Raw genomic sequence first — 19,321 nt, 5'->3', positions numbered from 1 at the left:
TTGCGCGCGCACTAACTGGAAAACTGGACTAAACTCGAATAAGCGTACTGATTTCTGCTGACCAAGAAAGAACCAGGCAAGTGAACCCACCTTCTACAGTAGACCGTCAGCGCCTTGAGAGTTTTCTGAACTCTTTAGCTGGCACCGACTTTGATCTTGACTTTAGAGAACACGAAAACGAACTGGTTTACCCCACTGAATCCGGGGTTATTTTCATTAACCAAAATAATCAGAACATTTTACAGATCAGAGGGCAATGGCGGGGGATCTCCACTGACGATGATTCTTTCGCAGCGTTGGTTAGCTTAGTGCAAGAGTGTAACCTACATCGTTCCGGCCCAAAAGCCTATATGCTGCCAATGGATAACTACCAGCGTTTTTCGGTGGGAGCTGAAGTTAATCTAATCGTTAGCCAAGGGGCAACTGAATGTCAGTTAGCGTCTTTTTACGAGACTGCTTTAACGATGATTATGGGTTTATTTCAAGATTTAGATCGGGCAACACCGGAACTGGTTACTTGGAGGAATCACTGAAATGCACTTAGCTTGCGTAGAAAATAATGATCCGATTAGTCCGGTAACTTTAGAGCGTATTGGTGCTCAGGTAGCTAAACTCGATGCCACTTTAGAAACGGTTGAAAACTCGGGGTTGGCTTATATCAATAATGTTCCATTCCAGTTCCACTTCACTTCGGGGAATAAGTTTCTTTCAATCCGCGCGGTCTGGGAATCTGGAATGGAGCTGGATGCTCCGCAGGTACCGAATTTATTTACGGCGGCTGATTCGTGGAATCGGGAAAAGTATTTCCCCACGGTTTATTTGGTCGCAGTTGATGGGCAAATGCAGGTGGTAGCTGATTTTATTGTCGCTATTGGTGAGGGTTTAGATGACGCTCAGCTTTTAGAGAATATTTCTGCAGCTGCTGCTACGGCAGTTGAGGCTTTACAGTTTATGGCGCAGGTTGTTGCTACTTTAAAGAATCTCTAAACCAAGGTTTAGGTATTCGTGTTAGCTGAAAGTGACCAGGGTGATTCACAAAAGTACTTGACGACTTTGGTGAATTTGGACGGGGGTAGTGACCGGCTGAGAAAACGGGTGCATTTTCCTGAGCGTCCTGCTGAGCTTGGCACTTGGCCTGCTTGGGTGTTGCCAGAGGTGGTGGCAGCATTTAATGACACTGGCGTGAAACAACCGTGGAACCATCAGATTGACGCAGCCGATGCTATTTGGAGTGGTCGGCACACGGTTATTGCTACTGGCACGGGTTCAGGTAAGTCTCTTTCTGCTTGGTTGCCGGTCCTTAACGCACTGCAGGGCCGGGTGGCTTATGCGCAGCGTTTAACTTTGCAGAACTGGGCAAAGCCCCCTACGGCGATTTATGTTGCGCCGACTAAAGCTTTAGCAGCTGATCAAGCTCATCAGCTGAGTATTTTAGAAAAGCAATTGACGGGAGTGCAGGTTGGGGTTGCTGATGGAGATGCTCCGAAAGAAACGAAAGAGTGGGTGCGTGCTGAAGCTAACTTGGTGCTGACGAATCCGGATTATTTACATCACGTTATGCTTCCGGGGAATCAGCGGTGGGTGCGGCTGTTGAGTGGGTTGAAATATCTGGTTGTCGATGAGATGCATTACTGGCGGGGGATGACGGGTTCTCATATGGCGCTGGTACTTCGCCGACTGTTGCGGGTAGCTCGCCGGTTGGGGGCTAATCCGACGGTTGTTTTCCTTTCTGCCACGGTGGCTGAGCCACGCGATACTGCGGGGGCGTTGATTGGAGTGGGTAGTGAAGAGATTACTGCGATTACGGCAGATTCTTCGCCAGCTGCAGCGCGGGAGTTATTGTTTTGGCAACCGGGGTTTATTTTTTCCGAGGGCGATACTGAACCTAAAAGGGTTTCTGCAACGGTTGAAGCTGCGAAACTTACGGCTCAGTTGGTTGCTGCGGGAGCTAAAGTGTTGTGTTTTGTGCGTTCGCGTAGTGCTGCGGAGTCGGTAGCGGCGCAGATTAAGAGTGCGTTGCAGGTAGTTAATCCGGTTTTGCAAGCGGCGGTGGCGGCGTATCGCGGTGGGTATTTGCCGGAGGAGCGCCGAGAGTTGGAAGCTGGTTTGCGCGGTGGGGATATTCGTTGTTTGGTGACTACTAATGCTTTAGAGTTGGGGATTGATATTTCCAGTTTAGATGTTACTGTTACCGTGGGGTGGCCGGGGACGCGTGCTTCTTTTTGGCAGCAGGTGGGGCGTGCTGGTCGGGCTGGAAATGTGGGGATTAGTGTTTTTGTGGCGGCTGATAACCCGTTAGATAACTATGTGATTAGTCATCCGGAAATGGTTTTTGAGCCGGTGGAAGCTGCCACTATTAATCCCACGAATTCTTATATTCTGATGCCGCATCTTTGCGCGGCGGCGGCGGAGCAGTCTTTGGTTTCTGCAGACGCTTTATTGTTTGGGTTGGCTGATGATGGGTATTTTAAGCAGTTAGAGCAGGCGGGGTATTTGCGTAAGCATCCGGGCGGCTGGTTTTGGAATATTGAGTTAGCGGTTGCCCCGCATTCTTTAACTGATTTAAGGGGTGTAGCTGGGGAAGTTCAGGTGATTGAAGCTGGTACGGGGCGGGTAGTTGGTACTGTTTCTGCTGGGCAAGCTGATAGTCAGGTTCATGCTGGTGCGGTTTATGTTCACCAGGGGGATACTTATGAGATTGTGGAGTATTTGCCGGTAGCTGGTAGTGATACGGGCAGAGCAGAGCGAGGGCGGGGGCCGAGTGTTTCTGTTGCTTTGGCACGAAAAGTGACTACGGAGTTTCGGACGATTTCTGGGGCACGTACGTCAGTTTATATTTTGGGTGATGCGGTTAAGAGTTGGACTTCTGATTTAGCTGAAGTTACGTGGAGATTAGGTAATACGCGGGTTAGTGAGCAGGTTACTGATTTTGACACTTTTAGGTTGCCGAAGTTAGAGCATGTGGCAAATACTCGGTTAGCGTTACCGCCGCGCCTGTTGGAAACGCAGTCGGTTTGGTTTGAGCTTTCTCCTGCAGTGCATGAGAGTTTAGGGATTGAAGCTGGTGAACTGCCGGGGACGTTACATGCCTGTGAGCACGCGATGATTGCGATGCTTCCTTTGTTGGCGACTTGTGATCGTTGGGATTTGGGTGGCTTATCGACAGTTTTACATGAGCAGACGCTGCAGCCAACAGTTTTTATTCACGATGCTTTTGCGGGGGGAGCTGGGTTTGCTGCTTACGGTTTTAATCATGCGCAAAAGTGGGTGGCAGCGACTTTGGATTTAGTGCGTGCTTGTCCGTGCGAGTATGGTTGTCCAAGTTGTATTCAATCTCCGAAGTGTGGGAATAAGAATAATCCGCTTAGTAAAGTGGGGGCGATTAGTCTGTTAGAGTTTTTGCTTGCTAATGCGCCTTAATTGAAAGAAAACCCTCCGAAAAAATTTCCCAGGAAACTCTAAGGTTCATTTAAAGCTCCGCTCAGAAACACTTTCTAATATAGAAGTATCTTCAGAAAGTGATCTGAAGTAGAGTTTTAGACTAATGCGTTGAGAACTCGCACTGTGTTGATGGGATATTAGTTTTAGCCGAGCTTTATAGCTCGGCTAAAACTTTTTTATTCGCCAGTTTACAAATAAGAAAAACCCCGACATTTACTTAAATGTCGGGGTAGTGGCGGAGGATGGGGGATTCGAACCCCCGAGGGCTTGCACCCAACACGCTTTCCAAGCGTGCGCCATAGGCCACTAGGCGAATCCTCCACAGTCGAAGTAGCTATAAAATAACTTCAACAAGAGTTAATCTTACAGAAAACCCTACTAAAGGTCGAATTGATTTACTTGTGACCTTAATTGCACATCTTTTTACAGGAGAGTTTCAATTTTGCTTTCGCAGATTTTTCCTTGAAAAATCAAGGTAAAAGATAGGTTCGGAAGTTTCTTGGCAGTTTTTGTTACCCTTTGGGGGCAGAAAATGTCAGTGCCTCCATATAGAGTGGATTTGTGAGCACTGCACTATATAGACGATACCGTCCGGAAACTTTCGCAGAAGTTATTGGACAAGACCACGTAACAGACCCGCTGAAAGCGGCACTGAAAGCTAACCGCGTTACCCACGCCTACCTTTTCTCTGGCCCGCGCGGGTGTGGGAAAACAACTTCGGCGCGGATTCTGGCGCGCTGCCTAAACTGTGTGGAGGGCCCCACAGACAACCCCTGTGGTAAGTGCGATTCATGTGTGGAGTTAGCAACTGGGGGCACAGGTTCTTTAGATGTTGTTGAAATCGACGCTGCCTCTCACAACGGCGTTGATGATGCGCGTGAACTACGCGAAAGAGCAGCTTTCGCACCGGCTCGTGACCGCTATAAAGTTTTCATTTTAGATGAAGCCCACATGGTGACTGCACAAGGCTTTAACGCTTTACTGAAACTGGTGGAAGAACCCCCCGAACACGTGAAGTTCGTTTTTGCTACCACTGAACCTGAACGTGTGATTGGGACGATTCGTTCGCGTACCCACCACTATCCTTTCCGTCTTGTTCCCGCAGACGTGCTCACCCCCTACCTGCAAAGTCTCTGCGACGCAGAGAAAATTAGTGTTGCTCCAGGAGTTCTTTCGCTGGTAGTTCGTGCCGGAGGTGGTTCTGTGAGAGATTCACTTTCCGTCCTCGACCAGCTGATGGCCGGTGCGCAAGCAAGCGAAATCAGCTATGAAAGAGCCGTAGCCCTGCTGGGATATACCGACGGTCTGCTGCTTGATGACATCGTGACGCAGCTTCACGCGGGCAACGGAAGCGCCGTTTTCGCTTCCTTAGAAAAAATGATTGACTCCGGTCACGATCCGCGTCGCTTCGTAGAGGACTTCCTGCAGCGTCTCCGGGATCTGCTGTTAATTTCCTTAGCTCCCGAGGGCGCTAAGGCGCTACTCCAAGGGATACCGGCAGAACAAGCACAAGCAATGTACCAACAGGCTTCTCAGTGGGGGCCAGCAAGTTTATCTAAAGCAGCTGATCTAACTGATGAAGCATTGCGCTCTATGGTGGGGGCAACTTCCCCGAAACTACAAGTTGAGCTTTTAATTGGGCGGATTCTGGTGGAAACCGGTCGGTTGAATCCAGGGATTGAAACCTCAGCGCAAACTGCTTCAGCCCCGGAAAATAGTTCTCAACCCAGGGGACAGATACCAGCTGAAAACCAGGGGTTAAGTGGGGCGGCGCTGGCGCGTGAAGAACTGCGCCGGCAAAGAGAAAAAAACCAGCAGAACACTCCGGTAAAGGAAGAACCCGTAGAACCGGTAAGTGCAGAAGCAGCTTCAATGGTTGAAACTTCCGCAGCAGGATTAGGGTACTCAATTGAACCCCTTGAAGCGGAAATAAAGCCAGTGCCAGTAGTTGAACCAGAAGCAACTGTAGTTGCACCTGAACCAGTTAAACCCATGGAAAGACCGCAATTGTCGCAACTGTGGGTGCAGTTTACGCAGAGATTCTTAGCTGAACACTCAGGGTGGAAAAATGTTGTAGCCGCACTGAAAATCCATAAAGAAACTGAACAGGAAATCACTTTCCAACTGCCCACCATCGAACAGGCGGAAAAGCTATCTCAAGCTAAACCAACTGCTTTAGTTGAGCAAGTAATTGCGCAGACTTTAGGGGAACCTAAACGCGCAAAATTCGTGGGTCCACTGGTGGTAGCTGAGGAATGGGAACCTGAAATAGCTGCGGAAGAACCTATTGCGACTGTGTCCTCTCCGGCGCCGGTGGTGAGAGTTTACCAGCCAGAACCGAGTTACCAACTAGAACCGAGTTACTCGGCTGAGTCTGCTTACCCAGCTGAGTCTACAAGCTCGCCTGAATCTGTTTCCCAGACTGAATCTGCTTACTCGGCTGAGTCTGCTTCCCTAGCTGAACCAATCTACCAGCCAGAACCGGTTTACCAAGTGGAACCGGTTTATACAGCAGCCCCCCAGTATTCACCGGAACCAGATTATTCACTGGAACCAGATTATTCTGCAGAAGCTGAGACGCCCGTAAACCCTAATCCTGGGAGCAACTATTCTGCCCCCACTGAAAACAGCTTTAGCGCTGCGCCTACGGAAATAAACTCCGCTACTTACAGTAAAGCCGAAACTGAGAGCGAAGTAACCTGGGAGGACGAAACTCAAGGAGCCACCCTGGCAGACGCTGACGCAGGAAACGGAATCGAAATGGGAATCCCCGTAGTACAAAAAGTTTTCGGCGCAGTAGTCATCAACGAACTTAGAGAAGGTGAATAATGTACGAAGGTGCCGTTCAAGATCTGATTGACGAACTGGGTGCACTGCCTGGAGTCGGACCAAAATCAGCCCTGCGTATCGCCTTTCATATTCTCAGCGCAGACTCGGCAGACGTAATGCGACTGGCAAACGCACTTAAAGCCGTGAAAGATAAAGTCCGATTCTGCGAAAACTGCGGAAACATCTCAGAAATGGAACAGTGTCGCATTTGTGCTGACCCACGCAGGGATCAAACTTTAATCTGCGTAGTTGAAGAAGCTAAAGACATTGAAGTCATCGAACGAACAGGCTCATACAGAGGCCTCTACCACGTCCTCGGCGGCGCTATTGACCCGATGAAAGGAATCGGCCCAGACCAACTGCGAATGCGCCAACTATTTAGCCGGTTAAGCGGAGTAAAAGAAGTTATTATCGCAACCGACCCAAATATCGAAGGAGAAGCCACCGCCAGCTACCTGGCCCGCACCCTGGAAGCAATCACCGTCCCTGCCTCTCGCCTGGCCCTGGGACTACCTGTGGGCGGAGACTTAGAATACGCTGACGAAATCACTTTAGGAAGAGCCTTTGAAGGACGCCGTCTCATCGGGCAATAAAGAAAAAACTAGACTAAACTAAACTTATACAATCACTACGAACCATAAAGGAAGATAATGGCAACTGTAGATTTTACTTACGAATCATTCGGCGAAACTGTAGAAAAAGAAGGCATTGTTCTGGTTGATTTCTGGGCAGCTTGGTGCGGACCATGCCGCATGTTCGGCCCCATCTTTGAAGAAGCCTCCGAACGTCACCCAGACGTAGTATTCGGCAAAGTAGACACCGAAAAAGAACAGCAGATGGCAGCTGCAGCGCAGATCCAATCCATTCCAACCCTAATGGCTTTCCGTGACGGCATCGCCCTATTCCGCCACTCCGGCGTACTCCAAGGCGGCGACCTGGATGACCTCATCACCCAAATCAAAGCTCTAGATATGGACGAAGTACGCAAAGAAATCGCCGAAGGCGAAGCATCTGCCGCAGAATAAAACGCAAGCTCACGCGATAAATAAAACTATTTTTAGGGGCAATTCCCACTGGGAATTGCCCCTAAAAATAACTAAAAACAGATAGAGAAAAACCGGAAAACAACGGGGAACTAAGAAACATGCACCGGACAGCGCAGATAAGTGCTATTTCCCTCATCCACATCTTCGAAAACTTCTTCATCATCGTCAGAAAAGATAAACTTTAGCTCTGACACTCGCGGATCAATATTACGCAACGCCTGCTCATTAGCACCCAAAGCCCGCAAAATAAAAGCCTCAGTTTCCCCAATAACACGAGCCTTTTGCATCGGATGAGAAGGAACTAGCTGACCAGAAATACAAGCCTGGATTAAAGAATTAGTTTGCGGTGAAGGCATCTGAATCTCACCAGCACGATGAGCAAGCTGCAGCAAATGCGTCAAAATCTGATCGAGGATCTGCGCGTGCTCACGCAACTTAGAAGTATCTCTCCCCGCCGCCAAAGAACGCAGATTAAGACCTTCCCCCAAATGATAGTGGTGCTTCAACTCCAACTGAGAGCGAATATAAATCCGAAGCTTTTGCAACGGGTCATCAACAACCTCAAGAGCTTCCGCCAAAATCTTACTGAACTGCTGAGTAGTGGCACTCATTAACTCCAATAACAACGTTTCTTTATCAGCAAAGTGATTATAAACAGCAGTGCGCCCCACCTTGGCTCGGCGGGAAATCTGCGCCATGGTGATAGTCTCAAAACTCTGCTCTTTAAGCAGGTTAGAAAGAGCAGTAAAAAGTGCTTGGCGCGTCAGCTCGCGATGTTCATCAATAGTTACACCAACAATTTTAGGCATAGGCGTATTATGACACATTCAGGACAGGATGTCATAATCATCGGGTGAGGTGAGGTGAGGTGAGGTGAGGTGAGGTGATGTGAAGTGAAGTGATGTGAGGTGAAGTGAGGAGGGGAGAGTATAGCCGCTGCCTACCGCTGAAACCGCTTTTCTTGCAAGAGTGAAAAAGCCGCTTCCATAATCGAAATATTAGGAGCTAACCACTCAAGTTCTCTCGCCTGCGCTAAAGTACACCAACGCACCTGCAAATGATCTTCCAAAGCCTGCGGAGGATTACCACCAGAAACGATTGTCGCCAACCAAACATACATGACCCGCCCTTGGAGAATCGGCCACGCCCCTTGCGGAAGCAAAGAAGAAAGCACCGGCTCATGTAAAACTATCTGCGCACCCAACTCTTCAGAAATCTCTCTTTGCAAAGCAGCTTCCAGACTCTCCCCAAGTTCAGCTTTTCCACCGGGAAGCTCCCACTTTCCCCGCAAAGCCTCAGGGTAAGCACGTTGTGCGCAGAGGATTTTTGGCTGTGTCGCACAAGTATCAAAAATTGCTGCTGCCACCACCGGGCGTTTCATTTCACTCATATATTCATTCTGTCATGTTGAAGCAAAATACGTCTTAGGGGTATGATTATTCTGTTGTGTTTATCCACATCTGCGGGTGTAGTTCATCGGTAGAATGACAGCTTCCCAAGCTGTAGAGGCGGGTTCGATTCCCGTCACCCGCTCCACTTGGACGCCGATAATGACAAAACGGCGTTTGCGTTAGAGGGTATGTCCCAAGAGGTTAAGAAAACTGGTCGCGTTAGCTAGTTTGTAGCGCGTTAGCCCCGACCTGAATCCACGCTCACCTTCTAATCCAATCTTCAAACCAAAGTAGAATCAGTCAGTCCAAGGCATCCACATGATAGCAGGAGCTGTTAAGGAATCTATTCTGCCGGTAGCAGTTATTGTTACAGTTGTTCTCTTTTTCATGCCCTTTATTTCTGCCGGTCTAAGTTATTTCTACCGGTCTAAGCTCAATCCCTTTAATTTTCGATGCTCAAGAAAAAATCGCCAACCATCGCATAGAGAAAAAGATGACGCAAATTCTTAATCGTGATGTGCCTATAAAACTAACTGACGAACAATGTTCTAAGGCTAAAGCTCATCGCACAATGGTCTCTTCTTCGATAATCATTAGGCTGCTTCCAATAACCTTTGGGCTGATTTCAATGATTATAGCCATCGTTCCACAATATCCAGATTCAAAACCAATAGATTTATCGATTATTTTATTTATCCTCATGCCCACAATCGCTTTTGGGGTAGGACAAGAAATAGTAGCTATGTTTTACAACGAAGATTCTAAGGTAGTTGGGATTTTGATTGACGATATTACAAATCAGAACGAAACTTGCAAATGCGCAACACTTGCCGATTTGACGTCCGCATTAGAAACTCTGGATTCCACACTCAATAAAGTACCGAAACGTTCACTGAGATACGTGGTTCGAGAAATATTGAGCATTCTCAAATCTAAATCTTAATAGGCATGGCATCGTCAATAGACCAGTGACGCAATAGGCGACTCAGCCTGTTTCTATCCTCCAGCAGTTCCCCAGGAAGAATGTTCACTAAATTCGGTTAAGCCCACTTTTACTGGCGGCAGGTGAGTTAAGTCAGATCTTCACCGGTCCAGCCTCAGCTTTCAACACCCCGTCTTTTTGAGTGTTATCGATGGGGTGTGTCATGGGGTACGTCATGGTTTCGGCTGGCGGTGGCTCCTGACCCCGTTCCTCGGGTTCTTGCCTACACTATTCGTGCACTACAACGATTCAGCCCTCATCTGCAGCGTTGCCTATTCTATCTTGGGATTGATTGGCACAGGCTTTGGCGTATTCGTCCATGCGCGTGCTCATAGCGCCAGCATCCCGCGCTCGTAGTAGACTGAACCCGCGGGGTAATTGTTGCCGCGTCGGATTACGCGGCCCAGAGCCATAATCGTGGCGACCACGCCATCGATCTTTTCCGTGGACTTCTGCTTGTTGGGTTTGATGTTGCCGCCTGGCAAGAACGGAAATATCACCCCGCCTAATCATTAGCCCCTGTACCCGCTCAGTCTGCAGGGCGTCGGGTGGTTGAGTTTAGGTTAGGTTGCAAACAATATAAAGTAGAATTCTAGTCTTAGAGGAGGTTCACCAATGGGAGAGCGTTTTAAGAAAGCCGATTGGGCGGATTACATTATCATGGCATTTTCTGCTTTAGTGGCGCTGGGAATCCTCTTTTGGGTTTTGCAAACAAACCGAACGGTAGAAGCTGACCGAGCAGTGGTTCCGGATGTTCGCTGGCTTTCTATTGCGGAAGCTAAAGAAGTGCTCTCTGCAGCTGGTTTTCAACAGTTTGAGTTTACCGCCCAAGGAAGTGGCAAATTTCTGGGTGCAAAAGACGGTTGGTACACGCGGCAACCAGAAGCTTGGGTGATTGTAAAACAAGTTCCCTCTCCGGGGGATAAAGCCTCTGTAACGGGAGCAAACCTCCACTTTTTCGCTTTCCAAGACGGATCAATTCAACTGAAGCGAGCAAAAATTGCCGAGGGCGTAGAGTAGCTTACGATTTTTTGAAAACTATAGGCAAGACCCTTATCTACAGGGCACAATAGGCTTAGATAAAAGTATTAGGTAAGGAACAAAGATGCTACTGAGTGATAAAGACATATTGCAAGGGATTGAAACAGGGGAAATAGGCTTAGACCCCTGGGATCCGCAAATGCTTCAGCCAGCTAGTATTGATGTAAGATTAGACCGCTATTTCCGCCTTTTTAATAATCATAAGTACTCTGTGATTGATCCGGCCGCTGATCAAAGTGACCTAACTTCTTTAGTTGATACCGGCGACCGCCCATTCGTACTACACCCAGGTGAGTTTGTATTGGGCGCCACCTATGAGAAAGTCACTTTAGGAAATGCGATTGCTGCGCGGTTGGAAGGTAAATCCTCACTGGGAAGATTGGGGTTACTTACTCACTCAACCGCTGGGTTTATCGACCCAGGTTTCACAGGGCATGTAACTTTAGAACTTTCTAATACGGCCACCATGCCGATTTTGCTTTATCCGGGAATGAAGATTGGGCAACTTTGTTTCTTCCAACTTTCCTCTGAAGCTGAAAATCCATATGGTTCAGGAGCAACCGGTTCACGCTATCAAGGGCAGCGCGGCCCAACCGCATCCCGATCGCATTTAAATTTCCATCGAGTTTACGTTTCCGAATCAATGGATGGCAGCTCCATTCAGCGCCTGTAATTTTGCGTTTAAACTCCGATTTAAGAAGTGAACTATGCCAAAATCATTTCCCGAAGAGAATTCTTCCACTCCCAAACGACAGTCAATTGCTGAACGTCTAGCTGATTTGCAAGCACAGCGGCAAGAGAGCTTAGAACAGTTGAAAGGAACTCAGTTTTCTAATCCCCCGGCTGAGTTTCATCAAACTACTGAAACGGACGCAGAAACTGTAACTTCAACTGCTTTACACGCAGGTTTATTTGGAGATCAGTTTTATTCAGAACCAGTTCTTACAGTTACGCAAGCAGGCGATTTACAAGCCGCTGACGTGGTAGCCGCTGCTGAGCTATTTCAAGTGCGGTGGGAAGACGCGCAGCCTTTTGCGTCCTCGTTGGCAGCAGATAATCACTTGCTTTTATTGACAACGGAAGTTGATCCGCGCGAGTTAGAAGCATTAGCTGTTTCCATTTGGGAGCAGGCGCGCTGGCTGGCCCCCGGAGAACTTTTCCTTTTCGAGGGCGCCCGGTTGCGCGGCCCATTTGAAATCCAAACAACTGATGCAAAACAGTTGAATATCAACCCCGAATTTGCGCAGGTGTGGGTACTTGAAGTGGCTCCAGAACGCAGCCGAGTAAGTAAGGTGCTGATTGGAAACCCAAGTGTTTGGGCAGACTCTTTTGGGAATATGCAGCCAGCCGGAGCAGAACTGGGCGCACTTAACGCTGTTTTGCGGATGGCTAAACGTTTAGCCGGAGCAGTGCGCGTAGCTTCAAATGCGAATCCTGAAAAACCTCAAACTCCGATTACGCCTGACCCTGATAGCGCTGTTAATCTAAGAGTTTTTGCCCCACGCTGGTTAGATAACACTGATTTAAGCACTCTTTTAAAAGGGTATTTCCCTGATCTTAAATCGGTAACAGAACAAGTTGATGAAGCTTTAGAAACCCAGATTTTCACTGCGCGAGAAGAACTTGAACTGGCGAAAGTAATTCCAGAGAACGAGCTTCAGACTATTGCTGAAGTTACCGAATCGGCAGATGCGAAAGTACTCCAAGGAACTATCGATTATTTGGCGTACCTCATGCGCGCGTCAGTGGGGAATCGCTCTGCTGTTGAAATTAGCGTAGCGAAAGTTAAACAGCATTTGCCAGTTGCGGTCAGACACCAGGCGTGGTCCACTGGAAGCGTAGTTGAATACTGCATCACTTGGCTTCCAGATAATCAGAACCCTTACAGTAGTTTTGATATGCAGGTAAATGTGGACAATCCACTGGGGATGACTCGTTCACTACGTTTAGAACGATCCCGCGCCAGCGCTGAAATAGAACAGATTGCGATTTTGCTTGCGAAAACCTGTTCAGGAGTGATTTTAGACGAGGACGGCTTTTTAATCGCCGACTAAGTTGTAGTGCTGACTAAGTTGTAGCGCCAACTAGTTTTCCTAGCCGGCGCTACAACTTAGAGGATCACTATTTGTAGATCCCTTGGAAAGCGAACCTAAATTTCAGTTCGGTTCCAGTTGGTAAACAGTACTCTGGGTGGGTGCGGCTTCCCCAAGAATTATCTCCGCCTACGCCCCGGCGCATAAGAGCCGGACGCACCCAGGTACACGAACTTGGGGGAAGCTCATGAAGGTGGCGGGCATTTTCAACTTCAAAGGGACTCCACGGTTGGGCAGAAAACTCCATCCCAATCAAAGAAGCACCCGCATCGAAGCGTAGCCCATTCCCATTCTCATCTAACAGTTCCGCCCAACGCACCCCCGTTCTGTTTCCAGATTCCTGAGGGCGCAAATAGGGAGTATGCTGTGCGGATACTGTAGATTCGTAGATCCCTAAGCGCGCTCCGGTACGGCGATCTACATAACACTCATCCGGGCCTTCACCGTACCACCTGAGGGCATTGAGTTCTTTAGGAACGGCTAAGAGCATTCCAAACTCAGGCATGTCACCTAAACCTGTTCCAGGAGAAACCGTTACTTCTACTTCAACTCTGCCAGTCACTTCTATTCGATAAGTTACCTGTGCTTTTGAAGGTGGACTGGTGGGCAGATCGTAAGCGTATCTGATTAGGGCTTTTTCAGTGTCGTAACTGAACTCTGGGTTAGTTGTATCTGCACAGAACGTACCGTAGCGGCTGGCAAGTAGCCACTGCCCATCATATGCAGTTGAATTCCAACCTTTTTCGTTAGAGGTTTGCGCATGCCAAAAACAAGGTTTTGGAGGTATCAGCAGAAGCTGGCGCCCACTATCTGGGCCGCGTCCGGGCAGACCGTAACGGTATGAGAGGGGAACTCCATAGACTTTAGAAAAAAGCATGGAAAACTGCGGGCCGTGTACGCCGATATTGTGAACCCCCTCGACAACTCGTAAAGATGCCTCCGATAACGTTGGATTAGCTGCCTTATTTTGCACTAACCAACTTACCGGTAACTCAGGCTCTACTTCACAAAGAGCGGGCGCCGCGCTCGATTCAATTAACTTCCGCGCTGCGAAAGACCCCGGCATGGGAACTTCCTGTAAGGCAAGTTCACCTGCAGAATCAACTTGATATCTGAACACTGCTTGCCCAAAAGCAACTTCATGTCCGGCATTACACCATTCTCTATCGATTCGCTCATGTAAAGAAACTGTAAGAGCGTACTCGGCCGCAGTGACGCTACCGGTAGGAACAGGAATCTGCACTGCGGAGGGCAGGGGATATTGCTTTGTCTGTCCCGGAAGAACCTGCGTTTCAAAAGTAGCGGCAGCTATTTCCAACCCATTTTCTGCTAAGCTGACGCGACACTCGTAGTTAGCTGAGGAAGTGAATAGAAATTCATTAGTAATTTCTACACTTGCCGCAGCTACTCTAATTTGGAAAGGCGCATAAACTGCTTTTACTTCTTGCAATTTAGGGGTGGCATTGTGGTCAGCAAAGAAAATCCCATTGCCACAGAACTCAAAATCATGGGGGGCTTCGCCGCTATCTCCCCCATAAGCCCAGTAGGTTTCGCCGCCCGCAGTGGTTGCTAGAACCGCTTGATCGGCAAAATCCCAGATGAAACCACCGTGAAATAACGGGTCTTTTCGGGTTAGTTCTAAGTATTTTTCCACTGCCCCAAAAGAGTTTCCCATTGCGTGCGCAAACTCGCAAACAATATAGGGTTTATCACGATGCTCAGCCAGGTAGGCTTCGATTTCGCTCGCGGGAACATACATGGAAGAGAAAATGTCGGTTGTTTCCAAATAGCGTGGATCCCAAAAAGTCCCTTCATAGTGAACTGGACGCGTATCGTTTTTACGGAAGTAGTTAGCGACTTTTAGCAGGTTACTTCCGCCGTATGATTCATTTCCGCATGACCAGATCAGCACGGAAGGATGATTGTAATCGCGTTTTAACATTGATTCAGCGCGGTCTAATAACGGTACCAGCCAAATTGGGTTATCTCCGGGAACAGCTTTTTCTACGGGGAGATTCTCAAAGCGAAGCCGATCCCATTCACCGTGGCTTTCAAGGTTCATTTCGTCAATTACATAGAACCCCAGCCGATCACATTCAGCGTAGAAAAACGAGGAATTCGGGTAGTGGCTGGTGCGGATTGCGTTAATCCCATTAGCTTTTAAGGCTAACAGGTCACGAGTTGTCATTTCTTTTGAAACGACTCTGCCAGCGGGGCCAAATTCGTGGCGGTTCACGCCTTTGAAAACCAGCCGCTTACCGTTTAAGAGAAGCAGTTGGTTTTTGATTTCAAATTTTCTGATCCCTATTTTTTCGCGGATTACTTCACTGATTTCCCCTGCTGTAGTCCGCACAGTAATCAGCAACTCGTATAGGTGAGGATCTTCTGCGGACCAAAGCCGCGGGTTTTCTATAGTACAGTTGAAGCTCTGCGAATCTGGCTGGTAGGTTAGTTCTCTAATCAGACCAGTTTCGTCAGAAACTTGGAGTTGAAGTGCCGTAGAATCACTTCCCTCACATTGAACTGAAACGGTGGCCACCTGCAGGTTTTCACTAATTTGGTAGCTAGTTTGCAGGTGTTCAACGTGTGCAGCGGGTACTTCAAGTAGGTAGACGGGGCGATGTAATCCACTGAAGCGGAAGAAATCCTGATCTTCCAGCCACGAACCGGCATGCCACATAAAGACAACTACCAAAAGCGTATTTTCTTTATCCGTTAAGAAATTGGAAATATCGAACTCTGCCGGGGTAAAAGAATCGGTTGAATACCCCACCCAGTTTCCGTTTAACCAAACTGCCAGGGCAGATTCAGCTCCTTCAAAACGTAAACGCATTCGCGAGTTTTCTTGTATCCGTGGGGGAGCGTCGAAGATTTTTCGATATACTCCCACTGGATTATGTAACTGTGGGACTGCTCCGCTGGGGAGTGTTTCCCACCCGTCCCACGGGTACTGCGTATTCGTGTAACGGTTTCGGTCATAGCCGTTAGTTTGCAGATGCCCGGGAACGCTAAGAGTGTCCCATTTAGGTTCTTTTGCTAAATCAGAAAACTCTGTGAACCTCGGTAGCGCTTGAGGGGTGGGATAGTACCGAAAATCCCAGTCCCCGCACAGGTCATGTTCGTAACTTGAAGATTCGGTTAAACTTTCAGTTTCGTTCGCGAACCAACGGTGGTCACTGCGCGCTGGAAGTCGCTGATCGTGAACTTTAGTTGGGTCACTAAGCCAAGCAAGTGTAAATGTCATTTGATTGCTCCTGTAATGCCCTCAGCGAAAGCACGCTGCAAAGCTAGGAAGATAAGCATGGCGGGAAGTGAGGCAATCAAAACTGCTAGCATTAACGCGCCGTAGTCAGTTACATATCCGGAAGAGAAGTTGGAAATTAGCATCGGCATAGTTTGGTAGGCTGAGTCCACTAAAATCACTTTGGGCCACAGGAAGTTATTCCATGCCTGCATGAAAGTGATTACTGCGGCAGCAGCATAGGTGGCCCGCATAGTAGGCAGATAGATTCTAATGAAAATCGCTAGTTCTGAAAGCCCATCTAACCGGGCAGCTTCTAAGATTTCATGTGGGAAATTTCGGGAAGCCTGCCTAAATAACAGGATTAAAAATGGGGTAGAAATGGTTGGTAGAATCACTGCAGCAGTTGAGTTCATCAACCCGTTGGCAGCAAACAGCTGGAAGAGCGGGATCATGGTGGCGGCAAAGGGGATCATCATCGCTAAGAGCAGTATCGCCATTAACAGATCCTTGCCTTTTGAGTGGTAGACTTCAAAACCGTAGCCGGCAATAGAACAGATTAAGAGAGAGAAGAAAGTCGCCAAAATAGCGTTCACTGAGGAGTGATACAGTGCAGAACCCAGGTCTTGTTGGGAAATTAGTTTGGTGAAGTTGTCGAATAAGTTACTGCCGGGTATTAGGCGGGAGGCGAGGACGTCCTGGGAGGTATTCGTGGCAGAAACTGTCATGAAATAAAGCGGGAATACAGAAAATAAAGCCGTAATTGTGAGAAATAGGTAAGCGGGGATACTGCGAAGTTGCTTAATCACGCTTATCACCAACCTTCATTTGAATAAATGCAAGAACTGCTACCAGGATTAGAATGATGTATGAGATTGCGGCGGCGTACCCAAAGTTCGGGCTTTTCAGGAACGAAAGTTCATAGAGGTAGTGGGACATTGTCATTGAAGTGTAGGCTGGGCCGCCCTTAGTTAAGTTCCATGATTCGTCGAATAGCTGTAAGGTGCCGTTTGTTGACATGATGGCAGTTAAGAGAATCATTGGTTTAAGTTGCGGTACGGTTACATACCAAAATGTTTGCCATGCGTTAGCGCCATCTAAACGGGCTGCTTCTAAACTAGAGCGGTCGATATTTTGCAGGGCAGCTAAGAAGAAAATCATGTTAAAACCAGTCCAGCGCCACAGGAGACCCAGGATAATGACGAACTGGGCGGTATGAGTTTGTCCCAGCCAGTTCACCGGCTCAGAAATAGCTCCAACAGCTAATAGGGCGTCATTTACAAACCCGTCAGTGGCGAACATAGTGCGAAATACCAGCGAGTATGAAACTAAAGAAACTGCGGAGGGAAGGAAGATAGCAGTTCTCCAAAGGCCCTTATATTTGAGGTTTGGATTATTTAGTAAAATCGCCAAAATTAAGGCAAAGAACAGCATGATGGGAACTTGGATAATAAGGTAAATGAAAGTATTCCGCATAGTTAGGAGGAATATTTCATCTTCAAAAAGTCTTGCGTAGTTGGACCACAGTGGATCTGCGAAGTTTAACTGGCGACCTCGCCCTGTTTGGAGTGAGAGTAAGAACGCCTTAAACATGGGGTAGAAATTCATGACAAAGATAAGCAGGGCAGCGGGGAGGAGGAACCACCAGCCAATGAGGTTATATCTTTGTCCTTGTGTTAGTGAACGACGTGTTTTAGTCACCAGTCATCTCCTTTGATGGGCAGGGCAGTCGATTAACAGAAGGAAAGGAAAGTTAAGAAAAGAAAATAATCTTTAGCTGAGAGTTTGGAAATTTTGAAACTCTAAATGCTTGCAGGGGTGTGAAGATTATTAGTTGGGGGATTACTGGAGCGGGGGCAACGCTGAGGAGGTTGCCCCCGCTTTTAATGTAGTTTGGTTACTTCATTTCGAACTCAACGGTTTGTTGAGCTTCTTTTAGGGCTTCTTTCGGATCTGCGCCCTTAACAATCTTGGTTAGGGCAGCGGAAACAGCTGAAAGACCTTCGTAGTAGTAAACGCCGGTGTTGTCTGATGGCACGTTTTGGCCGTACTTCACAATGTCAGCGTAGATGGCCTGTCCGCCATAGAACTCTTGTGGCTCGTTGTAAACAGGTGAACTACCAGCTGGAATGTAGTTGGCAATCGCTCCTGACTTAGGCAAAATCGTGTCATAGAACTTGGTGGATTCACCAAAAGTGCTCTTTAGGAAGTCGGTTGCCAGTTCTTTCTTAGCGTTAGAGGAAACTACCCAGGAGGAACCGCCGTTAGCAGAGTAGTGGGTGGCGTCTTTAACGTCATCTAGGGCGGGGATAGAAGTTACTGCCCACTTACCTGATTGATTTTCAGCAGTTTGGATGGATCCGGAAATCCAGGCGCCTTGGAGTACACCGGTAACTTGGTCATTTACGAAAGAGGAGATGAACTCGTCCCAGGAGTTCACTTCAATTAGAACTCCGGAATCCACCAGTTCCTTGTAGGTGAGCGCAGCTTTTAAGAGGACTTCATTGTCTGCAATAGTTGGTTCACCTTTTTCATTAAAGAGGGAAGCTCCGGCGGATTGGATCATCATTTTAGTTAGGTCAGATTGTCCAGCCAGGGAAGATAGCATGGGGCGACCGGTTTTTTCTTTTACTACCTTGCCTTTAGCGATGAATTCTTTCCAGGTGATGTTGGTGAAATCTTCAACGGTGAAACCGGCTTCTTTAAGTACGTCTGTGCGCAGGGCAAGAATGGCAGTGCCGGAGTCAAAGGGCAGTCCCAGATTCTTTCCGTCTACCGTGGAGTAGTCCACAACTGATTTAGGGAAGTCTGCGAAGTTAATCTTTGAATCTGTTAGGTCAGAAAATAGTTCCGGATAGTTGATCGCGTTCTTTTGGAAGGCGTAGTTTTGCATCAGGAAGATATCTGGAAGCTGATCGGTTTGGCCGGATTGGGCAAGGGTAATCAGCTTAGCTTGTAGATCATCCCAGGGGGTATCTACGATATTTAGTTTGAAATTAGGGTGTTTTTCTTGGTAAACCTTTTCAGCTTCTTGCATTGCGTAAATGTTGAATGCTGGGTCCCAAGTCCAGACGGTGAGGGTCATATCCTCAGGGGTTGTTGCCGAGTCTGTGCTGGGAGCGGTTCCGCCAGCGCAGGCTGATAGGGCTAGGCTGGCTGCGGCAAATAATGCCACCATTGATTTGTGTAGTTTTCTCATCATTGAGTCTCATTTCTTGAGTGTGTAGCTTTGTGGAAGCTGCCGTAGGATCCACAAT

At 48.0% G+C, this 19,321-nt stretch carries 17 protein-coding genes and 2 tRNA genes; 11 read left to right on the top strand and 8 right to left on the bottom strand.

Annotation, left to right across the window (positions count from 1 at the left end; translation table 11 throughout):
• The first annotated feature begins 80 nt into the window (after positions 1-80).
• Genes NXS08_RS04425 through NXS08_RS04415 form a run of 3 tightly spaced genes read left to right on the top strand, consistent with a single transcriptional unit; the run spans position 81 to position 3,420 of the window.
• Positions 81-533 (top strand): YbjN domain-containing protein, encoded by a 453-nt coding sequence (locus tag NXS08_RS04425; RefSeq protein WP_259137724.1) that lies wholly within the window; start codon positions 81-83, stop codon positions 531-533.
• 1 nt (position 534) lies between these two features.
• Positions 535-987, top strand: coding sequence for a YbjN domain-containing protein (locus tag NXS08_RS04420; RefSeq protein WP_259137722.1), 453 nt, complete (start codon positions 535-537; stop codon positions 985-987).
• Between the two features lie 18 nt (positions 988-1,005).
• The gene (locus NXS08_RS04415; RefSeq protein WP_259137720.1) at positions 1,006-3,420 is read left to right on the top strand and encodes a DEAD/DEAH box helicase; all 2,415 of its coding nucleotides are present in this window, start codon (positions 1,006-1,008) and stop codon (positions 3,418-3,420) included.
• A gap of 254 nt (positions 3,421-3,674) precedes the next feature.
• Here the strand turns inward: NXS08_RS04415 and NXS08_RS04410 are convergent.
• Positions 3,675-3,762: transfer RNA gene (locus tag NXS08_RS04410), tRNA-Ser, on the bottom strand.
• Positions 3,763-4,002: 240 nt separating this feature from the next.
• Here NXS08_RS04410 and NXS08_RS04405 point away from each other — a divergent pair.
• Genes NXS08_RS04405 through trxA form a run of 3 tightly spaced genes read left to right on the top strand, consistent with a single transcriptional unit; the run spans position 4,003 to position 7,295 of the window.
• Positions 4,003-6,270, top strand: coding sequence for a DNA polymerase III subunit gamma and tau (locus NXS08_RS04405; RefSeq protein WP_259137718.1), 2,268 nt, complete (start codon positions 4,003-4,005; stop codon positions 6,268-6,270).
• On the top strand, positions 6,270-6,863 hold the full coding sequence (gene recR / locus NXS08_RS04400) for a recombination mediator RecR (protein ID WP_259137716.1): 594 nt from the start codon (positions 6,270-6,272) through the stop codon (positions 6,861-6,863). The genes NXS08_RS04405 and recR overlap by 1 nt, the downstream gene beginning before the upstream one ends.
• A 57-nt stretch (positions 6,864-6,920) precedes the next feature.
• Positions 6,921-7,295: a thioredoxin gene (gene trxA, locus NXS08_RS04395; RefSeq protein ID WP_259137712.1), complete on the top strand. Its 375-nt coding sequence runs from the start codon at positions 6,921-6,923 to the stop codon at positions 7,293-7,295.
• 110 nt (positions 7,296-7,405) lie between these two features.
• Here the strand turns inward: trxA and NXS08_RS04390 are convergent, their stop codons facing one another.
• Together NXS08_RS04390 and NXS08_RS04385 are read right to left on the bottom strand one after the other, a co-directional pair.
• The gene (locus tag NXS08_RS04390) at positions 7,406-8,125 is read right to left on the bottom strand and encodes a TetR/AcrR family transcriptional regulator (RefSeq protein WP_259137710.1); all 720 of its coding nucleotides are present in this window, start codon (positions 8,123-8,125) and stop codon (positions 7,406-7,408) included.
• A gap of 131 nt (positions 8,126-8,256) precedes the next feature.
• Entirely contained in the window at positions 8,257-8,706 is a 450-nt protein-coding gene (locus NXS08_RS04385) for a (deoxy)nucleoside triphosphate pyrophosphohydrolase (protein ID WP_259137708.1), read from the bottom strand.
• Between the two features lie 72 nt (positions 8,707-8,778).
• Here NXS08_RS04385 and NXS08_RS04380 point away from each other — a divergent pair.
• Positions 8,779-8,852: transfer RNA gene (locus tag NXS08_RS04380), tRNA-Gly, on the top strand.
• 348 nt (positions 8,853-9,200) lie between these two features.
• Positions 9,201-9,650, top strand: a complete 450-nt coding sequence (locus NXS08_RS04375) for a hypothetical protein (protein ID WP_259137705.1) — start codon at positions 9,201-9,203, stop codon at positions 9,648-9,650.
• A gap of 288 nt (positions 9,651-9,938) precedes the next feature.
• On the opposite strand, the gene NXS08_RS07415 is transcribed toward NXS08_RS04375, so the two are convergent.
• Entirely contained in the window at positions 9,939-10,202 is a 264-nt protein-coding gene (locus tag NXS08_RS07415; protein ID WP_396232252.1) for a hypothetical protein, read from the bottom strand.
• Positions 10,203-10,304: 102 nt separating this feature from the next.
• On the opposite strand from NXS08_RS07415, the gene NXS08_RS04365 reads away from it, so the two are divergent.
• The 3 genes from NXS08_RS04365 (at position 10,305) to NXS08_RS04355 (ending at position 12,784) form a co-directional block, all read left to right on the top strand.
• Entirely contained in the window at positions 10,305-10,709 is a 405-nt protein-coding gene (locus NXS08_RS04365; RefSeq protein ID WP_259137702.1) for a Stk1 family PASTA domain-containing Ser/Thr kinase, read from the top strand.
• Positions 10,710-10,794: 85 nt separating this feature from the next.
• Entirely contained in the window at positions 10,795-11,403 is a 609-nt protein-coding gene (gene dcd / locus NXS08_RS04360) for a dCTP deaminase (RefSeq protein WP_259137700.1), read from the top strand.
• A gap of 34 nt (positions 11,404-11,437) precedes the next feature.
• Entirely contained in the window at positions 11,438-12,784 is a 1,347-nt protein-coding gene (locus NXS08_RS04355; RefSeq protein WP_259137699.1) for a hypothetical protein, read from the top strand.
• Positions 12,785-12,851: 67 nt separating this feature from the next.
• Here the strand turns inward: NXS08_RS04355 and NXS08_RS04350 are convergent, their stop codons facing one another.
• The 4 genes from NXS08_RS04350 to NXS08_RS04335 form a co-directional block, all read right to left on the bottom strand.
• On the bottom strand, positions 12,852-16,067 hold the full coding sequence (locus NXS08_RS04350; RefSeq protein WP_259137697.1) for a glycoside hydrolase family 2 TIM barrel-domain containing protein: 3,216 nt from the start codon (positions 16,065-16,067) through the stop codon (positions 12,852-12,854).
• A complete protein-coding gene (locus NXS08_RS04345) occupies positions 16,064-16,873 on the bottom strand; it encodes a carbohydrate ABC transporter permease (RefSeq protein WP_259137693.1) in 810 nt (269 codons plus the stop codon). Before NXS08_RS04345 ends, NXS08_RS04350 begins: the two co-directional genes overlap by 4 nt.
• Positions 16,866-17,765, bottom strand: coding sequence for a carbohydrate ABC transporter permease (locus NXS08_RS04340; protein ID WP_259137692.1), 900 nt, complete (start codon positions 17,763-17,765; stop codon positions 16,866-16,868). Before NXS08_RS04340 ends, NXS08_RS04345 begins: the two co-directional genes overlap by 8 nt.
• A 196-nt stretch (positions 17,766-17,961) precedes the next feature.
• Positions 17,962-19,266, bottom strand: coding sequence for an ABC transporter substrate-binding protein (locus NXS08_RS04335; RefSeq protein WP_259137690.1), 1,305 nt, complete (start codon positions 19,264-19,266; stop codon positions 17,962-17,964).
• Positions 19,267-19,321 lie beyond the last annotated feature (55 nt).

Source organism: Gleimia sp. 6138-11-ORH1, from assembly GCF_024814355.1.
Classification (GTDB): Bacteria; Actinomycetota; Actinomycetes; order Actinomycetales; family Actinomycetaceae; genus Gleimia.
Note: the sequence above shows the minus strand (reverse complement) of the source record. Positions and strands in the feature narration are given on the sequence as shown.

Bases quoted from the DNA above. Each gene is read 5' to 3' on its own strand.
- NXS08_RS04420 (WP_259137722.1), top strand. From the start codon at position 535: ATGCACTTAGCTTGCGTAGAAAATAATGATCCGATTAGTCCGGTAACT.
- recR (WP_259137716.1), top strand. From the start codon at position 6,270: ATGTACGAAGGTGCCGTTCAAGATCTGATTGACGAACTGGGTGCACTG.
- trxA (WP_259137712.1), top strand. From the start codon at position 6,921: ATGGCAACTGTAGATTTTACTTACGAATCATTCGGCGAAACTGTAGAA.
- NXS08_RS04390 (WP_259137710.1), bottom strand. From the start codon at position 8,125: ATGCCTAAAATTGTTGGTGTAACTATTGATGAACATCGCGAGCTGACG.
- NXS08_RS04385 (WP_259137708.1), bottom strand. From the start codon at position 8,706: ATGAGTGAAATGAAACGCCCGGTGGTGGCAGCAGCAATTTTTGATACT.
- NXS08_RS04375 (WP_259137705.1), top strand. From the start codon at position 9,201: ATGACGCAAATTCTTAATCGTGATGTGCCTATAAAACTAACTGACGAA.
- NXS08_RS07415 (WP_396232252.1), bottom strand. From the start codon at position 10,202: ATGATTAGGCGGGGTGATATTTCCGTTCTTGCCAGGCGGCAACATCAA.
- NXS08_RS04365 (WP_259137702.1), top strand. From the start codon at position 10,305: ATGGGAGAGCGTTTTAAGAAAGCCGATTGGGCGGATTACATTATCATG.
- dcd (WP_259137700.1), top strand. From the start codon at position 10,795: ATGCTACTGAGTGATAAAGACATATTGCAAGGGATTGAAACAGGGGAA.
- NXS08_RS04355 (WP_259137699.1), top strand. From the start codon at position 11,438: ATGCCAAAATCATTTCCCGAAGAGAATTCTTCCACTCCCAAACGACAG.
- NXS08_RS04350 (WP_259137697.1), bottom strand. From the start codon at position 16,067: ATGACATTTACACTTGCTTGGCTTAGTGACCCAACTAAAGTTCACGAT.
- NXS08_RS04335 (WP_259137690.1), bottom strand. From the start codon at position 19,266: ATGATGAGAAAACTACACAAATCAATGGTGGCATTATTTGCCGCAGCC.